Below are 16,696 nucleotides of genomic sequence, written 5' to 3'. Positions count from 1 at the left end.
CGGGCTCACGGAGGAGTCGACGCCGGTGCTCTCACAAGGGGCACGAAACCGCAGGCGGACCTGGGGCGAGACATATACGGACCACTCAGCTGCGTTCCGCATACATCTCGGAAGGACCCCCATGGCCATCGTCTCCACCCATGTCGCCCGCACCCTCGCCCAGCACGTCCACCATGTGTTCGGCCTGATGGGCAACGGCAACGCCTACTTCCTCGACGCCCTGCTGCGAGGGACCGACGCCACCTACACGGCGGTGCGCCACGAGGCCGGCGCCGTGGTGGCCGCCGATGCGCACTTCCGCACCTCGGGCCGCCTGGCAGCGGCCACGACCACCTACGGCGCCGGGTTCACCAACACGCTGACCGCCCTCGCCGAGGCCGCCCAGGCCCGCATTCCCCTGGTGCTGGTGGTCGGCGACGAGCCCACCTCGGGCCCACGCCCCTGGGACGTCGACCAGATCGCGCTGAGCTCCGCCGTCGGCGTGCGCACCTACACCGTCGGGCGGATCGACGCCGCGGCGGCGACCGTGACCGCGATCGAGCACGCCCTGTCCTATCGTGTGCCCGTGGTGCTCGCGATCCCGTATGACGTCGCCCAGCTGGACATCGGGCCCGTGCCGGAGGTCCCGGGTCCCGGGGAGCCCGAGCCGCTCGCCCCCGCTGCCGACTTCACCCGGGCGGCGCTCGCACGCCTGGCCGCGGATCTCTCGGCGGCCGAGCGCCCGCTGCTGCTGGCAGGGCGCGGCGCCTGGCTGTCGGGAGCCGGTCCGGCCCTCGGTGAGCTCGCCGCGGCGACCGGCGCCCTGACCGCCACCAGTGCGCTGGGGCGCGGCATCTTCCCCGAGGACCGCTATGACCTCGGCGTCGCCGGCGGCTTCGGCGCCCCCGGCGCCATGGAGCGCGTGCGCGAGGCCGATGTGGCCGTGGTGGTCGGCGCCGACCTCAATCAGTTCACCATGCGCTTCGGCGAGCTGTTCCACCCGGACACCGCCGTATGGCAGATCGATACCGCTCCGGCCGCGACCCACGCCCGGGTGGGCGGATTCGTGCGCGCCGACGCCCGCCTGAGCACCGAGGCGATCACCCGCGCCCTGGACTCCGTGGAGCGCCCGGCGCGGCCGTGGCGGGAGACTGTGGACGCACCTCGGCTGCGCAGCCACGCCGTCGGCCCCGAGCTCGCCGACGACGGCCGCCTGGACCCGCGAGCCGCCGCCGCCCGACTGGCCGAGCTGCTGCCCGAGGATCGCGTGGTCGTCTCGGACGGCGGCCACTTCATCGCCTGGGCCAACATGTACTGGCCCATCGCCGAGCCCCACCGGATGGCGATGGTGGGCACCGCCTTCCAGTCGATCGGCCTGGGCTGGCCCAGCGTGCCCGGCGCCGCCCGCGCCAACCCCGACTCCACGGTGGTGCTGACGACCGGCGACGGGGGAGGGGCCATGGCTCTGGCCGACCTCGAGTCGGCCGTCCGCAGCGCCGGAGGCCGGGGCATGGCGGTGGTGTGGAACGACGCCGCCTACGGCGCCGAGGTGAACCTCTACGGGCTGAAGGGCCTCGTGCGCGAGCCCATGCTGATCCCCGAGATCGACTTCGCCGCCCTCGGGGCCGCGGTCGGAGCCGAGGGGGTCGTCGTGCGCACCCTGGCCGACCTGGAGCGGGTGGCGACCTGGGCCGCCGAGCCGCCCGAGCAGCGCCCCTTCCTCGTGCTGGATCTGCGGATCTCCGGCTCGGTCATCGCGCCGTACCAGGAAGAGGTCATCCGCGTGAACTCCTGAGCCGGCCCGCTCGGGTGCGGCGTTCCCGGGGGAACGCTCCTCCGTGCGGGCCCGCTCCTGCGGGGTCGGGTCGACCTCATCTCCGGTGAATAGCACGACACCCCGCCCGGATCTCCGGACGGGGTGTCGTGCATCAGGTCGAGCGGCGCGAGGGGAGAGCGTCGCCGCCCCTGCGCGACGGGTCAGACGCGGCCGCGGATCACGGCCTGCTTCACCTCGGCGATCGCCTTGGTCACCTGGATGCCTCGCGGGCACGCCTCGGTGCAGTTGAAGGTGGTGCGGCAGCGCCACACGCCCTCCTTGGAGTTGAGGATCTCCAGGCGCTGCTCGCCGGCGTCGTCGCGGGAATCGAAGATGAACCGGTGCGCGTTGACGATCGCGGCGGGCCCGAAGTACTGCCCGTCGGTCCAGAACACCGGGCAGGAGGAGGTGCAGGCGGCGCAGAGGATGCACTTGGTGGTGTCATCGAACCGCTCACGTTCCTCGGCCGACTGCAGACGCTCCCGGCTGGGCTCCTGGCCCTGGGCGACCAGGAACGGCATGACCTCCTTGTAGGAGTCGAAGAACGGCTCCATGTCGACGATCATGTCCTTCTCCACCGGCAGCCCCTTGATGGGCTCGACGGTGATCGGCTTGTCGATGTCGAGGTCCTTCAGCAGGGTCTTGCAGGCCAGACGGTTGCGACCGTTGATGCGCATCGCGTCGGAGCCGCACACGCCGTGGGCGCAGGAGCGGCGGAAGGTCAGTGACCCGTCCTGATGCCACTTGATCTCGTGCAGGGCGTCGAGCACACGGTCGGTGCCGTGCATCGTGACGGTGAAGTCCTCCCAGTGGGTTCCCTTGTCGTCCTCCGGGTTGTAGCGCGCGATGCGCATCGTCACCTGGAACGTGGGGATCTCCTCCGCGTCGGACTGCGGGGACTCGGCCTGGGGCTTCTCGGCGACGGCAGTCATCAGAAGGTACGCTCCTTCGGCTCGTAGCGGGTGATCACGACGGGTTTGGTGCCCAGCCGGACCGTGGTGCCCTCGGACCCTTCCTCACCCTCCAGGGTGCGGTAGGCCATGGTGTGCTCGAGGTAGTTGACGTCATCGCGCGCATCGAAGTCCTCGCGGAAGTGGCCGCCGCGGGATTCCTTGCGGTTCAGCGCTCCGAGCGTCACGACCTCGGCGAGGTCGAGCAGGAAGCCCAGTTCGACGGCCTCCATGAGGTCGAGGTTGTAGCGCATCCCCTTGTCCTGGATCGCGACGGTCTCGTAGCGCTTCTTGAGCGCCTCGATGTCGCCCAGGGCCAGACGGCAGGTCTCGTCGGTGCGGAACACCTGGACGTTGGCGTCCATCGTCTCCTGCAGCTCGCGACGGATGTCGGCGATGCGGTCCTCGGTGGCGGGCCGGTCGCGCAGCCGCTGCAGCAGCTCGTCGGTCGGGAGCTGCACGCCCTCAGGCAGCTCCGGCATCTCGACCGTCTCGGCGTGCTCCGCGGCGGCGATGCCGGCGCGGCGGCCGAACACGTTGATGTCCAGCAGCGAGTTCGTGCCCAGGCGGTTGCCGCCGTGCACGGAGACGCAGGCGGTCTCGCCGGCCGCGTACAGACCGGGGACGACGTCGGTCGCGTTGCGCAGGACCTCGCCGCGGATGTTGGTGGGGATGCCGCCCATGCCGTAGTGCGCCGTGGGGAAGACCGGCACCGGCTCGGTGTACGGCTCCACCCCGAGATACGTGCGGGCGAACTCGGTGATGTCCGGGAGCTTCGCATCGATGTGCGCGGGCTCGAGGTGGGTCAGGTCCAGCAGGACGTAGTCCTTCTTGGGGCCGCAGCCCCGACCCTCGCGCACCTCGTTGGCCATCGCCCGGGCGACGACGTCGCGCGGGGCGAGGTCCTTGAGCGTGGGGGCGTAGCGCTCCATGAAGCGCTCCATCTCGCTGTTGCGCAGGATGCCGCCCTCGCCGCGGGCCGCCTCCGAGAGCAGGATGCCCAGGCCGGCCAGACCCGTCGGGTGGAACTGGAAGAACTCCATGTCCTCCAGCGGGATGCCGCGGCGGAAGGCCATCGCGGGGCCGTCACCGGTGAGGGTGTGGGCGTTCGAGGTGGTCTTGAACATCTTCCCGAACCCGCCGGAGGCGAACACCACGGACTTCGCCCGGAAGACGTGGATCTCGCCGGTGGCCAGCTCGTAGGTGACCACGCCGGAGGCGCGCACGCCCTCGTCGGTGCGCGGGTCCCCGGTCATCAGCACGTCGAGCACGTAGTACTCGTTGAAGAACTCCACGTTCTGCTTGACGCAGTTCTGGTAGAGGGTCTGGAGGATCATGTGGCCGGTGCGGTCGGCCGCGTAGCAGGAGCGGCGCACCGGCGCCTCGCCGTGCTCGCGGGTGTGCCCGCCGAAGCGCCGCTGGTCGATCCGGCCCTCGGGCGTGCGGTTGAACGGCAGGCCCATCTTCTCCAGGTCGAGCACCGCGTCGATGGCCTCCTTGGCCATGACCTCGGCGGCGTCCTGATCGACCAGGTAGTCACCGCCCTTGACGGTGTCGTAGGTGTGCCACTCCCAGTTGTCGTCCTCGACGTTGGCCAGCGCGGCGCACATGCCGCCCTGCGCCGCACCCGTGTGGGAGCGCGTGGGGTAGAGCTTGGTGACGACCGCGGTGCGGGCGCGGCCGGAGGATTCCAGCGCCGCGCGCATGCCGGCGCCGCCGGCGCCGATGATGACCACGTCGTAGGTATGGGTCTGCATGTCTGGTGACTGCTCCGTTTCGAGGTCGACCGGGAAGAAGGTACTGGGGCCGGGTGGGCCTGCGGGGGAGGGCTCAGCCTGTGCAGAAGGAAGGCAGCAGGCTCGGCTCGGCACCGGTGGGGCACGGATCGAAGGTGAAGATCACCAGCGTGCCCAGGACGATGGTGACGACCACCGCGAAGTACAGCAGGCCCTTGAGGGTCAGTCGCAGCGTCGAGTTGCGGGCGTAGTCGCTGATGATCGTGCGGACGCCGTTGCCGCCGTGGATGAGGCCCAGCCAGAGCATCAGCAGGTCCCAGACCTGCCAGAACGGGGAGGCCCATTTGCCGCCGACGAAGGCGAAGTCGATGCCCTTGACCCCTTCGCCCAGCCACAGGTTCACGAACAGATGGCCGAAGACGAGGATCACGAGCAGGACGCCGGAGATGCGCATGAACAGCCAGGACAGCATCTCGGAGTTGACGCCCCGCTGGCCGGTGCGGGCGTAGCGGGTCTTGGGATCAGGGATCGCGGGGGAGGACTGTGCGCTCATGATCACGCTCCGAACATGTGCATCAGATGGCGGGGGACGAAGCCGAGCATCAGGACCACCCAGAGGACCACGACGCCCCAGAACAGCTTGCGCTGGTGGGTCGTTCCCTGGGACCAGAAGTCCACGAGGATGATGCGCAGGCCGTTGAGGGCGTGGAAGACGATCGCCGCGACCAGACCGACCTCACCGAGGCCGAACACGATGGTCTTGTAGTGTCCGATCACCTCGTTGTACGCCTCCGGGGAGACCCGCACCAGCGCGGTGTCCAGGACGTGCACGAGGAGGAACAGGAAGATGAGCATTCCTGAGATGCGGTGGGCGACCCAGGACCACATGCCCTCGCGTCCGCGATAGAGCGTCCCGGATTGGGCTGATGCCACGGAGATCCTCCAGAAGCGACGAGGTGGCGGCGGGAGCGGGATGCGCCGCCGCAGAGGTGGGGCGCGCGGGCCCCCGGGACGGGCCCGGACGACCTTCGCGGCGCTCGGGGCGCCTGGCGGGCGCCCGTTTCACGACACGGCGACATCATCATCGCCCCCGACAGGGGCAGAGCCAGCGTAGCACCATGACGTGCAGGTTCTGTGCATCCCGGAGTGCCGCGAACTCGGCTCGCTGCCGCCGGGGCGCGTCCCGATCGCCCGGTTCCGGACCCCGGATACGCTGGCCATATGCCTCAGGCTCCTTTCGTCCCCGTGATCCCGGCAGGCGGCGCCGGCACCCGGTTGTGGCCGCTCTCACGCCGCACGCATCCGAAGTTCCTGCTCGACCTCACCGGCTCCGGTCGGTCCCTGCTGCAGCAGACCCTCGACCGTCTGGTCCCGCTCGCGGACCGTGCCCCGATCGTCGTCACCGGTGTCGAGCACGCCGAGGCGGTGACGGCCCAGGCCACGACGCTCGCCGACCACGGCGGGCCGCGGGCGCGGGTCCTGGCCGAGCCCTCACCGCGCAGCTCCATGCCGGCGATCGCCCTGGCCGCAGCGCTCGTGGAGCGTGAAGAGCCCGACGCGGTGATCGGCTCCTTCGCGGCGGACCACCTGATCGGCGACCAGGAGGCCTTCGCCCGCGCCGTGATCACCGCGCGGGAGGCGGCCGATCTCGGCTACCTGGTCACCCTCGGCATCGCCCCCACGCACCCGGCCACGGGATTCGGCTACATCGAGCAGGGAGCGCAGGGCACGGGGGCCGCCGCGCTGCGTGCGGTCGGCGCCCATCCCGTCGCCCGCTTCGTGGAGAAGCCGGACCGCGACCGGGCCGACCAGTTCCTCGCCGCAGGCACCTTCTCCTGGAACGCGGGCATCTTCGTGGCCCGCGCCCGCGTGCTGCTGGACGAGCTCGCCGCGCAGATCCCCTCCCTCGCCCGAGGAGCCCGCGGGATCGCTGCCGCGCACGGCACGGCCCGGTACCAGGACGTGCTGGAGCGGACCTGGCCGCAGCTGACGAGAATCGCGATCGACCACGCCCTGGCCGAGCCGCTCGCGGCCGCGGGGAAGGTCGCCCTGGTGCCCGCGGACTTCGCCTGGGACGACGTCGGCGACTTCGCCGCGCTCGCCCGCCAGCTGCGCGAGGATCCACCGTCGGGCCCCGGCGGCGTGGGGGAGCCGGGCGCGGGCGGTGCCCCCGCCGATGTCCAGGTGCTGGGCATCGCCGACGTCTCCGCCGTCTCCTCCACGGCGACGGTGTACGGCTCCGGCGATCGCCACATCGCCCTGGTCGGGCTGGAGGGCATCAGCATCGTCGACACCGAGGACGTCCTGCTGGTGCTCGCCGACGAACGGGCCCAGGACCTCTCCCGTCTCGTCGCGGGACTGGACGGGACGGGGCACGGTCGCCTGCGCTGAGGGCGGAGACCGGACCTGTCGCGGGTGGTGCTCGCACGGCGGGCCCGCGGGGGTCACCTCCTGAGCGACCTTCGGAAACGCCGCGGTCTCGCGCTCGCGTCGATTGCATAACGGTTCCCATCCAGCCGCCGGCACGGCCTCCGACGCGGCCACGGCGGGGCTATGGTCCTTCCGGAACGCGACAGAGCAGTCGCCCGAGACGACTCGGGGCCCGATCGGTCCCGGCACTCCTGCGGAGGAACCCATGAAGAGCTTCACGCGCGCGCTCGCCCTGATCGGCGCCGGCGCACTCACCCTCGCCGCCTGCGGCACCGCCCCCGAGGAGAGCGCAGGCGGCAGCGGCTCCAGCGACGGCGGAAGCAGCAGCGACTACAAGGCCTGCATGGTCTCCGACTCCGGCGGCTGGGACGACAAGTCCTTCAACGAGTCCAGCTACAACGGCCTGCTGGCCGCCGAGAAGAACCTCGGCGTCGAGACGGCCTCGGCCGAGTCGACGACCACTTCGGACTTCGCCCCCAACATCAACAACATGGTCACCGAGGGCTGCGACCTCGTGATCACGGTCGGCTTCCTGCTGGCACCCGCCACCGGGAACGCGGCCCAGGCCAACGAGGACACCAACTTCGCGATCGTCGACTCCACGGCGCAGGACGCGGACGGCAACCCGATCGAGCTCGAGAACGTCAAGCCGATCGAGTTCAACACCGCCGAGGCCGCCTTCCTCGCCGGCTACCTCGCCGCAGGGATGACCGAGACCGGCAAGGTCGCCACCTACGGCGGCATGAACATCCCCACCGTCACCATCTTCATGGACGGCTACGTCGACGGCGTCGCGTACTACAACGAGACCAAGGACGACGACGTGCAGGTCCTCGGGTGGAACAAGGAGACCCAGGAAGGGTCCATCGTGGGCACCTTCGAGGACCAGTCCAAGGGCAAGGCCGTCTCCGACGAGTTCTACAACGCCGGCGCGGACATCATCATGCCGGTCGCGGGCCCCGTGGGCGCCGGCACCCTGGCCTCCGCCAAGGAAGGCGATGACCGCACGGTGATCTGGGTCGACGCCGACGGCTACGAGACCAACTCCAGCGACGAGGCCGCCCAGGAGGTCATCCTCACCTCCGTCATGAAGGAGATGACCACCGCCGTCGAGGACGTCATCACCACCTCGTCCGAGGGTGAGTTCGATGCGAAACCCTACGTCGGCACCCTCGCCAACGGCGGCGTGGGCCTGGCCCCGTTCCACGAGTACGAGGACGACGTCCCCGCTGAGCTCGTCACCGAGCTCGACGCCCTCAAGCAGGACATCATCGACGGCAAGGTCACCGTCGAGTCCACGGCGTCCCCCCAGGGTTCCTGAGACGAGAGGGCCCCGGGGCGGCCCCGGCCCCGACCGGGTCGGGCCGGCCCGTCCGACCGCCCGGCCGATGATCTCGGCCGACGCCGGCACCGCGGCCGATGATCTCGGCCGACGCCGACGGACGACGAAAAGAGAACCGTGAAGCTCGAACTGCGCGGGATCACGAAGACCTTCGGGTCCTTCGTGGCCAACGATGCCATCGACCTGGTCGTCGAACCCGGGGAGATCCATTCCCTGCTGGGGGAGAACGGCGCGGGCAAGTCGACCCTGATGAACGTGCTGTACGGGCTGTACCGGCCCGACGGCGGCGAGATCGTGATCGACGGCGCCCCGAGGTTGTTCTCCGACCCCGGGGACGCGATGGCGGCCGGCATCGGCATGGTCCACCAGCACTTCATGCTGGTGCCGGTGTTCACCGTCGCCGAGAACATGGTGCTCGGCCACGAACCGACCCGCGGCGGTCTGCTCGCCCTCGCCGCGGCCCGCCGGCTCGTACGCGAGATCTCCGCCCGCTTCGGCTTCGACCTCGACCCCGACGCGCTGGTCGAGGACCTCCCCGTCGGCGCTCAGCAGCGGGTGGAGATCATCAAGGCCCTCAGCCGCCACGCCGAGGTGCTGGTGCTCGACGAGCCCACCGCGGTGCTCACCCCGCAGGAGACCGACGAGCTGATGGCGATCATGCGTCAGCTGCGCGACGAGGGCACCTCGATCGTGTTCATCACCCACAAGCTCCGGGAGGTCAAGGCCGTCTCCGATCGCATCACCGTGATCCGCCGCGGCCAGGTCGTCGGGGAGGCCGACCCGTCGGCCGATCAGGCCGAGCTGGCCTCGCTCATGGTCGGCCGCCAGGTCTCCCTCGCCCAGGACAAGGTCGAGGCCGCTCCCGGGGAGATCGCCCTGACGGTCGAGAACCTCCGGGTCACGGACGACGCCGGGGTCCGCACCCTCGAGGGCGTCTCCTTCGAGGTGCGCCACGGCGAGGTGCTCGCCATCGCCGGGGTGCAGGGCAACGGACAGACCGAGCTCGCCGAGGCGCTGATGGGCCTGGAGACCACCGTCCACGGCTCCGCCCGGCTCGAAGGACGAGAGCTCGTCGGCCGCAGCACCAAGCAGGTCCTCGACGCCGGCGTCGGATTCGTCCCCGAGGACCGCACCCATGACGCGCTCGTGCCCGACTTCTCCGTCGCGGAGAACCTCGTGCTGGACCAGCACGACCGGCCGCCCTTCGCCTCCGGCCTGGCGATGCACCTGGGTGAGGTCCGCGAGAACGCCGAGAGGCTGATCCCGGAGTACGACGTGCGCACGCAATCGGCAGCGTCCGCGGTGTCCTCGCTGTCCGGCGGCAACCAGCAGAAGGTCGTGATGGCCCGTGCCCTGAACCGGACGCTCTCGCTGCTGATCGCCTCCCAGCCCACCCGCGGCGTCGACGTCGGCTCCATCGAGTTCCTGCACCGCCGCATCCTCGACGAGCGCGATCAGGGGACCCCGGTGATCATCGTGTCCACCGAGCTCGACGAGGTGACCCAGCTCGCCGACCGCATCGCCGTGATGTACGGCGGCAGCATCCTCGGCATCGTCCCGGGCGACGAGGACCGCGACGTGCTCGGCCTGATGATGGCGGGCTACACGGTCGACGCCGCGCGCACCGCCGTCTCCGAAGGTGCCCGCACCACCGACTCGCAGCTCGCCGACGAAGGGGAGATCGTATGAGCACCGCCGTCGACGAGCCCGCCAGCAGCGGGTCCGCCCCCGGGGTCGGCTCCGGGGGCACCGAGACGCCGCCGCCGCCCGAGGAGCGGGCCGAGACGAGTCTGAGCCGGACGCTCCAGCGGATCGCCCGCGGCGACCTGCTGGTCGTCGTGATGAGCTTCGTGTTCGCCTTCCTGATCGGATCGGTCCTCATCGTCATCGCCGACGAGGAGGTCCGCGCCACCCTCGGCTACTTCTTCGACCGGCCCTCCGACGCCGTGACCGCGATCTGGCAGTCCGTCACGCACGCCTACGGGGCCATGTTCCGCGGCGCCGTGTTCGACGGCCCCGGCTTCGCCCGGGTGGCCGAGGATCTGCGGGACGCCGGCGGCAGCGGCACCTATGTGCTCTTCCCCGCCCTCGCCACCGGGCTGCGCCCCCTGACCGAGACCCTGACGGTCGCCACCCCGCTGATCATCGCCTCCGCCGGCATGGCCGTCAGCTTCCGCGCCGGGCTGTTCAACATCGGCGGCACCGGCCAGCTGATCGTCGGGGCCATGGCCGCCGGCTACATCGGCTTCACCTGGAACCTGCCGATCGTCGTGCACCTGCTGCTCGCGCTGCTCGGCGGCGTGCTCGCCGGAGCCGTCTGGGGCGGCATCGCCGGTTTCCTCAAGGCCCGCTTCGGCGCCAACGAGGTCATCAGCACCATCATGCTGAACTGGATCGCGACCTACCTGCTGTTCTTCGCCCTGAAGACCGCCGCCTTCACCGGAGCGAACCAGGCCCAGCCCACCTCTCCCTCGATCGCAGACTCCGCGGCGCTGCCGCATCTGCTGGGCTCCGGCTTCCGCCTGCACGCCGGGCTCTTCCTCGCCGCCGGCTGCGCCGCGGCGCTGTGGTGGCTGATGAGCCGCTCCACGCTCGGCTTCCAGTTCCGCGCCGTGGGCTCGAACCCGCGCGCCGCCCGGGTCGCCGGCATCTCCCCGGCCCGCACCTCCTTCCTGGTCCTCGCCGTCGCCGGAGCGCTCGTCGGCCTCGCCGGGGCGGTGCACGTGCTGGGCACCGAGAAGCGCCTGACCGAGGGCATCGCCGGCAGCATCGGCTTCGACGCCATCACGGTGGCCCTGCTGGGCCGCTCAGGCCCCGTCGGGATCGTGCTGGCGGGACTGCTGTTCGCCGGTCTGTCCACCGGCGGCCGCTTCATGGAGACCAATCAGGGCGTCCCGCTGGATCTCGTGCAGGTCATCCAGGTGCTGGTGGTGCTGTTCATCGCCGCCCCGCCGCTCGTGCGCACGCTGATCGGCCTGCGTCGCATCGACCACCCCGGCGTCGGCGCCCGCGTACGCCGGGCACGGACGACGGCCCCGGCGCCCGCCGCCTCCACCGCAGCGGGAGGCGCGGTCCCGCCCGACGCCGGAACTCCCGACGCCGGAACTCCCGACGCCGGATCCCCCGCCGAGCCGCCCTCGGACACCCCGCTGGACGCCGGCCCCGCCGATGACCCGCTCCCGGACACCCCGCCCGATCCGACCCGGCCCGCGACCGACGGCGACGAGCCCACCGACGCGCAGGGAGACCAGCGATGACCACCTCACCCGCCGTCGTCCAGGACGATCCCGGGATCCGCGCGGACCACACCGACGTCCGCCCGGACAACTGGTGGCACCTGCCCGTGACCACCACCGTGCTCGGCGCTGTCGCCCTGGTGCTCTTCGGACTGCGCGGCATCCCCGGTGCCGAGTCCGTCTACGCCCTCGCCCGATCCCGGGACATCAACCCCGGGGGGCTCGTCCCGCAGAGCATCACGGTCCCCTCCATGGGCACCGCGATCGTGCTGTCCGTGATCGCCCTGGCCGTCTCGGCGGCCCTGTGGGCGCTGCACGCCCGCGTCGCCCGCCCCCGCCCGGCCGTGCGCCTCACACTCCTCGCGGTGTTCGCCCTCGCCTGGATCCTCGCGTTCCTGACCTGGGTGATCTCCGAGCGCACCCTCGGCGTCGCGACCCTGCTGCAGGGCACCCTGGCCCTCGCGGTGCCGCTGGCGTTCGGAGCGCTGTCCGGGGTGCTCTCCGAGCGCGCCGGCGTCATCAACATCGCCATCGAGGGCCAGCTGCTCTTCGGCGCCTTCGGCGCGGCCCTGATCGGCTCGCTGGCCGGCAGCGCGTGGATCGGCCTGATCGCCGCGCCCCTGATGGCGCTGGTGATGGGCGCGCTGCTGGCGATGTTCGCCGTCGGCTACCGCGTCCAGCAGATCATCGTCGGCGTGGTGCTGAACGTGCTCGCCATCGGCGTGACGTCCTTCTTCTTCGGCACCGTGATGCGGCAGAACCCCGGAATGTTCAACTCCCCGCTGCGCCTGCCCACGCTGCGCATCCCGGTGCTCGCCGACATCCCGGTCATCGGCCGGGTCCTGTTCGAGCAGAACGTGCTGGTCTACCTGATGTGGATCATCGTCGCAGCCCTGACGGTGGCGCTGTTCCGCACCCGCTGGGGCCTGCGCGTGCGGTCCGTCGGCGAGCATCCGCGCGCGGCGGACACCGTCGGCATCAACGTCAACCGCACCCGCTGGATCAACGTGATGCTGGGATCGGCGGTCGCGGGCCTCGGCGGCGCGACGCTGACCATCGGCACCGGGGTCGCCTTCGGCGAGGAGATGTCCGCCGGCAAGGGGTATATCGCGCTCGCCGCGATGATCCTGGGCCGCTACCACCCGATCGGCGCGCTGTTGGCCGCGCTCACCTTCGCGTTCGCGGACTCGCTCCAGCTGCGCCTGGGCACGATGTCCGCCGCCGAGGGCGGCGTCGACATCCCCGGCGACTTCCTGCTGATGCTCCCGTACGTCGTCGCCCTGTTCGCGGTGGCGGGGGTCGTCGGCCGGGTGCGGGTGCCGGCGGCCAACGGCACCCCGTACGTCAAGCAATGAGACCATCGGGAGCATGAGCACCACATCGGACTCCGAGGCGCTGCTGGCCGCGGCCCGCGAGATCGCCGAGCGCGCCTACACCCCGTACTCGCACTTCCGGGTGGGCGCGGCGGCGCTGACCACCGACGGCCGCCTGGTGCGCGGGTGCAACGTCGAGAACGCCGGCTACGGCGTCACCCTCTGCGCGGAATGCGGGCTCATCAGCGAGCTCATCGCCGGCGGGGGAGGGCGCCTGGCGCGCTTCGTCTGCGTCGGCGGCGCCGAGCACCTCGGCCGCGAGGAGCGCGAGGTGGTCATGCCGTGCGGTCGATGCCGTCAGCTGCTGTCCGAGCACGCCGCCGACGACCTCGTGATCCTCACCCCCGAAGGACCGCTGCCCATGGATGCCGTGCTGCCGCAGGCCTTCGGACCCGCCGACCTGCGTCCCTGACCGGTTCCCGCCCGACAACCTCTCCAGACTGCCCGAGCCGCGGACCACCAGGCCGCGGCCGACGTCCCGATCACCCGAGGAGCACGCCCCATGACCACCGGATCCCCCGAGCCCGCCCCGTCCGCTCCCGTCTCGTCGGCTCCCGCGCCGTCGACCCCCGCCGTCGAACCCTTCGACGCCGTCGACGTGATCCGCGCCAAGCGCGACCGCGACCGCCTCAGCGACGAGCAGATCGACTGGGTGATCGACGCGTACACCCGCGGCGTGGTCGTCGAGGAGCAGATGTCGGCGCTGGCCATGGCGATCTTCCTGAACGGCATGGAACGCCGCGAGATCGCCCGTTGGACGGACGCGATGATCGCCAGCGGCGAGCGGATGGACTTCCGGTCCCTGTCCAAGCCCACCACCGACAAGCACTCCACCGGGGGCGTGGGCGACAAGATCACGCTCCCGCTGGCCCCGCTGGTGGCCAGTTACGGCGTCGCGGTCCCGCAGCTGTCCGGGCGCGGACTCGGCCACACCGGCGGCACCCTGGACAAGCTCGAGGCGATCCCCGGCTGGCGAGCCGCCCTGTCGAACGACGAGATGATGGCGCAGCTCGAGGACGTCGGCGCCGTCATCTGCGCGGCCGGCTCCGGTCTCGCCCCGGCGGACAAGAAGCTCTACGCGCTGCGCGACGTCACCGGCACCGTCGAGGCGATCCCGCTGATCGCCAGCTCGATCATGTCCAAGAAGATCGCCGAGGGCACCGCGGCGCTCACGCTGGACGTCAAGACGGGTGCCGGGGCCTTCATGACCGAGGAGGCCGACGCCCGCGAGCTCGCCCGCACCATGGTCGAGCTCGGCACCGATGCGGGGGTGCGCACCGTCGCCCTGCTGACCGACATGTCCGCCCCGCTCGGCCGCACGGCCGGCAACGCCCTCGAGGTGCGCGAGTCCCTCGAGGTCCTCGCCGGCGGCGGACCGGCCGACGTCGTCGAGCTCACCTGCGCCCTGGCTCGCGAGATGCTCGAGGCCTCCGGGATCCACGAGCCCGACGTCGAGGCGGCGCTGTCCGACGGTCGCGCGATGGACACCTGGCGGGCGATGATCGCCGCCCAGGGCGGGGACGTCGACGCCCCGCTGCCGACGGCCGGGCACGTCGAGGAGTTCCGGGCCCGCGAGGACGGCGTGGTGACCGGGCTGGATGCGATGGGCGTGGGCGTGGCCGCCTGGCGCCTGGGAGCCGGGCGCTCCCGTCCCGGAGAGGCCGTGCAGGCCGCCGCCGGCGTGGAGATCACGGCGCACATCGGGGACCAGGTGCGCTCCGGCGACGTCCTGGCCCGGCTGCACACCGACACCCCGGAGCGCGTGCCCCGAGCCCTCGAGGCGATCGACGGGTCCTGGACCCTCGCGGCTCCCGGATCCGCGGTCGGGGAGCGCAGGATCGTGCGGGACCGCATCGCGTGAGACGGCCCCTGGGAGGGAGGGACCTCAGCGGAGGGCGGGACCCCAGGGGACGGTGAGAGCTCAGAGCGCCCGCAGCGCCGGGAGGATGTGCTCGAGCATCAGCGGGGCCAGGCGCGGTCCCGTGCCCGGATCGTCCACTCGCACCCACCGGTGGTCGGCCAGCTCGGCCCGGACGGCGACCGGTTCGGGCAGCTCCCGGCGGCAGACGAACACGCTCGAGCGCACCAGGGTGTCCGGTTCGTTGGCGGCGACCGCCTCGAAGTCTCCCAGCGGTTCGAGGTCGCGGGGGTCCAGGTGCACGTCGATCTCCTCGGCCACCTCCCGCACCGCCGCCCCGAGAGCCGTCTCTCCCTCCTCGAGCTTGCCGCCCACCTGCATATAGGTGCCCGTGCCGCGCTTGCGCACCGCGAGCACCTCCGAGCCGTGGCCGCCGGGCCGCAGGAAGCAGACGGCCGTGATCCGCAGGACGTCGCCCTGCGGATCGCCCGGACGGTGGCCGGCCTCCGCCTCGGCGAGGGATGTCAGGGCGCGGAGGCGGCGCACCCCGGAGGTCAGCCCTTCCGGACGCATCCCGGCGCGGATCCAGCCGGTGAGATCGCCGCGCTGATCCCGGGCCAGCCCCCAGCCGCGGCGCAGCAGCGTCAACGGCGGTTTGCGATGCTCGCGCAGGTCCCGGGCCAGGCGCAGTGCGAAGACCACCGGGACGGGCCGATGCAGCACGATCGCGTCAGCCAGCAGACCAGCGGCGGCCAGCGGGGCGATCAGCTCGGCGGCGAAGATGCCCTCGGCGATGACCACGGGGGCACGGCCGGCCGTCAGACGCGTGCTGCCGACCCGGCGAGAGGCGGAGATCGAGTACTCGGGGACGTCGGCCGCGCCGTCGTGCGCGAGGGCGGTGAGCGCCTCGAGCGCGGCACCGGCGTCCCAGGAGGCCGGGTCGTCCCAGTCCACGATGCCGAACCGTCGGGGGAGGCCCGGGTCGTCGTGCTCGCGGTAGAACTCGTCCAGACCCAGCACGGGCAGCCCCGAGCGCTGCGCCATCAGACCCTTCCCGCTGCCGGAGGGACCGGCGAGCAGGACGATGCGTCGCGGCCGGTGGGGGAGGGATCCGGGAGTCGTCACGGGCGTCGAGTCTAAGCGATGGGGCCGGGCGGAGCGGCTGACCGAGCCGACGGGACGGGGACCGCGAGGGCCTCCACGGAGGCCATGTGGGAGGACATGGCCGCCCCGGCGGCCGCCTCGTCCCCGTCGAGGATCGCCTGCACGATGCGGGCGTGGTCCTCGTGCTCGGCGCCGACCAGCCCGTGCTGATCCCGGGTGGCTCTCAGGTCCCGCATGGCGCGGAACAGCGGCGTGCTGACGGCCTCGAGGATGCCGTGCAGGGCCCGGTTCCCGCTCAGCCGCGCGATCTCCTGATGCAGTCGCAGGTCGAGCTCGGGATAGAGTCGGGAGTCGTCCAGGGCCTCGTCCATCTCCGCCAGCAGCCGGCGCAGCCGGGCCCGGGCGGCCTCGGTGGCCGGCGGGTCCTCCGTCGCGGCGACGGAGAAGCGCCTCGCGGCCACCTGCGCCGCACGGATCTCGAGCGGGCTGCGCAGGTCCATCAGCGCGGTGAAGCCGTCACCGGGGGAGTCGCGCACGGCGCGGGAGAGGTAGAAGCGGACCACGGAGCTGTCCGGTGCCCGCACCGTGGCGCTGCGGCCGTTGGCGATCTCGATGATCCCCAGGGCGGCCAGGGCGCTGAGAGCTTCGCGCACCACGGTCTTGGACACGGCGAAGCGCTCCGCCAGCGCCCCGGTCGAGGGGAGCGCGTCCCCGGCCCCGAGGCCCCGCTCGTCGATCAGGTCCAGGACGGCCCCCCGCGCCTGATCCGACAGCGAGGTCCGCCCCAGCTCCGTCGACCCCGGGGGATCGTCCCCGGCGGTCAGATAGCGCCGGGCCGAGTCGCCGAGCAGGTCGGCCATCGGCTCCTCGGT

14 protein-coding genes are annotated in these 16,696 nt (G+C 71.8%); 8 read left to right on the top strand and 6 right to left on the bottom strand.

Annotated elements, in window-relative coordinates; all coding sequences use genetic code 11:
- The first annotated feature begins 121 nt into the window (after positions 1–121).
- Entirely contained in the window at positions 122–1,774 is a 1,653-nt protein-coding gene (locus tag BH708_RS06940) for a thiamine pyrophosphate-binding protein (protein ID WP_076807669.1), read from the top strand.
- A gap of 182 nt (positions 1,775–1,956) precedes the next feature.
- On the opposite strand, the gene BH708_RS06935 is transcribed toward BH708_RS06940, so the two are convergent.
- The 4 genes from BH708_RS06935 to sdhC form a co-directional block, all read right to left on the bottom strand.
- Positions 1,957–2,727 (bottom strand): succinate dehydrogenase iron-sulfur subunit, encoded by a 771-nt coding sequence (locus BH708_RS06935; RefSeq protein WP_076807667.1) that lies wholly within the window; start codon positions 2,725–2,727, stop codon positions 1,957–1,959.
- Complete coding sequence (sdhA, locus tag BH708_RS06930; RefSeq protein ID WP_076807665.1) at positions 2,727–4,502, bottom strand: succinate dehydrogenase flavoprotein subunit; 1,776 nt, start codon at positions 4,500–4,502, stop codon at positions 2,727–2,729. Before sdhA ends, BH708_RS06935 begins: the two co-directional genes overlap by 1 nt.
- Before the next feature lie 73 nt (positions 4,503–4,575).
- A complete protein-coding gene (sdhD, locus tag BH708_RS06925) occupies positions 4,576–5,034 on the bottom strand; it encodes a succinate dehydrogenase, hydrophobic membrane anchor protein (protein WP_076807663.1) in 459 nt (152 codons plus the stop codon).
- 2 nt (positions 5,035–5,036) lie between these two features.
- Entirely contained in the window at positions 5,037–5,414 is a 378-nt protein-coding gene (gene sdhC / locus BH708_RS06920) for a succinate dehydrogenase, cytochrome b556 subunit (protein ID WP_076807662.1), read from the bottom strand.
- Positions 5,415–5,702: 288 nt separating this feature from the next.
- Between sdhC and BH708_RS06915 the strand changes: the two genes are divergently transcribed.
- The 7 genes from BH708_RS06915 (at position 5,703) to BH708_RS06885 (ending at position 14,723) form a co-directional block, all read left to right on the top strand.
- Complete coding sequence (locus tag BH708_RS06915; RefSeq protein ID WP_076807660.1) at positions 5,703–6,872, top strand: mannose-1-phosphate guanylyltransferase; 1,170 nt, start codon at positions 5,703–5,705, stop codon at positions 6,870–6,872.
- Between the two features lie 244 nt (positions 6,873–7,116).
- Positions 7,117–8,232, top strand: a complete 1,116-nt coding sequence (locus BH708_RS06910; RefSeq protein WP_076807658.1) for a BMP family protein — start codon at positions 7,117–7,119, stop codon at positions 8,230–8,232.
- Positions 8,233–8,370: 138 nt separating this feature from the next.
- Positions 8,371–9,942: an ABC transporter ATP-binding protein gene (locus BH708_RS06905; protein WP_076807657.1), complete on the top strand. Its 1,572-nt coding sequence runs from the start codon at positions 8,371–8,373 to the stop codon at positions 9,940–9,942.
- On the top strand, positions 9,939–11,510 hold the full coding sequence (locus BH708_RS06900; RefSeq protein WP_076807655.1) for an ABC transporter permease: 1,572 nt from the start codon (positions 9,939–9,941) through the stop codon (positions 11,508–11,510). Before BH708_RS06905 ends, BH708_RS06900 begins: the two co-directional genes overlap by 4 nt.
- Positions 11,507–12,844, top strand: a complete 1,338-nt coding sequence (locus BH708_RS06895) for an ABC transporter permease (protein ID WP_076807654.1) — start codon at positions 11,507–11,509, stop codon at positions 12,842–12,844. Before BH708_RS06900 ends, BH708_RS06895 begins: the two co-directional genes overlap by 4 nt.
- 13 nt (positions 12,845–12,857) lie before the next feature.
- A complete protein-coding gene (locus BH708_RS06890; RefSeq protein WP_076807652.1) occupies positions 12,858–13,274 on the top strand; it encodes a cytidine deaminase in 417 nt (138 codons plus the stop codon).
- A gap of 90 nt (positions 13,275–13,364) precedes the next feature.
- Positions 13,365–14,723 (top strand): thymidine phosphorylase, encoded by a 1,359-nt coding sequence (locus tag BH708_RS06885; protein WP_076807650.1) that lies wholly within the window; start codon positions 13,365–13,367, stop codon positions 14,721–14,723.
- 60 nt (positions 14,724–14,783) lie between these two features.
- Here the strand turns inward: BH708_RS06885 and BH708_RS06880 are convergent, their stop codons facing one another.
- The gene (locus tag BH708_RS06880) at positions 14,784–15,845 is read right to left on the bottom strand and encodes an NUDIX domain-containing protein (RefSeq protein WP_076807648.1); all 1,062 of its coding nucleotides are present in this window, start codon (positions 15,843–15,845) and stop codon (positions 14,784–14,786) included.
- Between the two features lie 11 nt (positions 15,846–15,856).
- Positions 15,857–16,684 carry a FadR/GntR family transcriptional regulator gene (locus BH708_RS06875; protein ID WP_076807646.1) on the bottom strand — a complete coding sequence of 276 codons (828 nt, stop codon included), beginning with the start codon at positions 16,682–16,684 and terminating at the stop codon, positions 15,857–15,859.
- Between the last annotated feature and the right edge of the window lie 12 nt (positions 16,685–16,696).

The sequence above is a fragment of the Brachybacterium sp. P6-10-X1 genome (genome assembly GCF_001969445.1).
GTDB lineage: Bacteria > Actinomycetota > Actinomycetes > Actinomycetales > Dermabacteraceae > Brachybacterium.
Note: the sequence above shows the minus strand (reverse complement) of the source record. Positions and strands in the feature narration are given on the sequence as shown.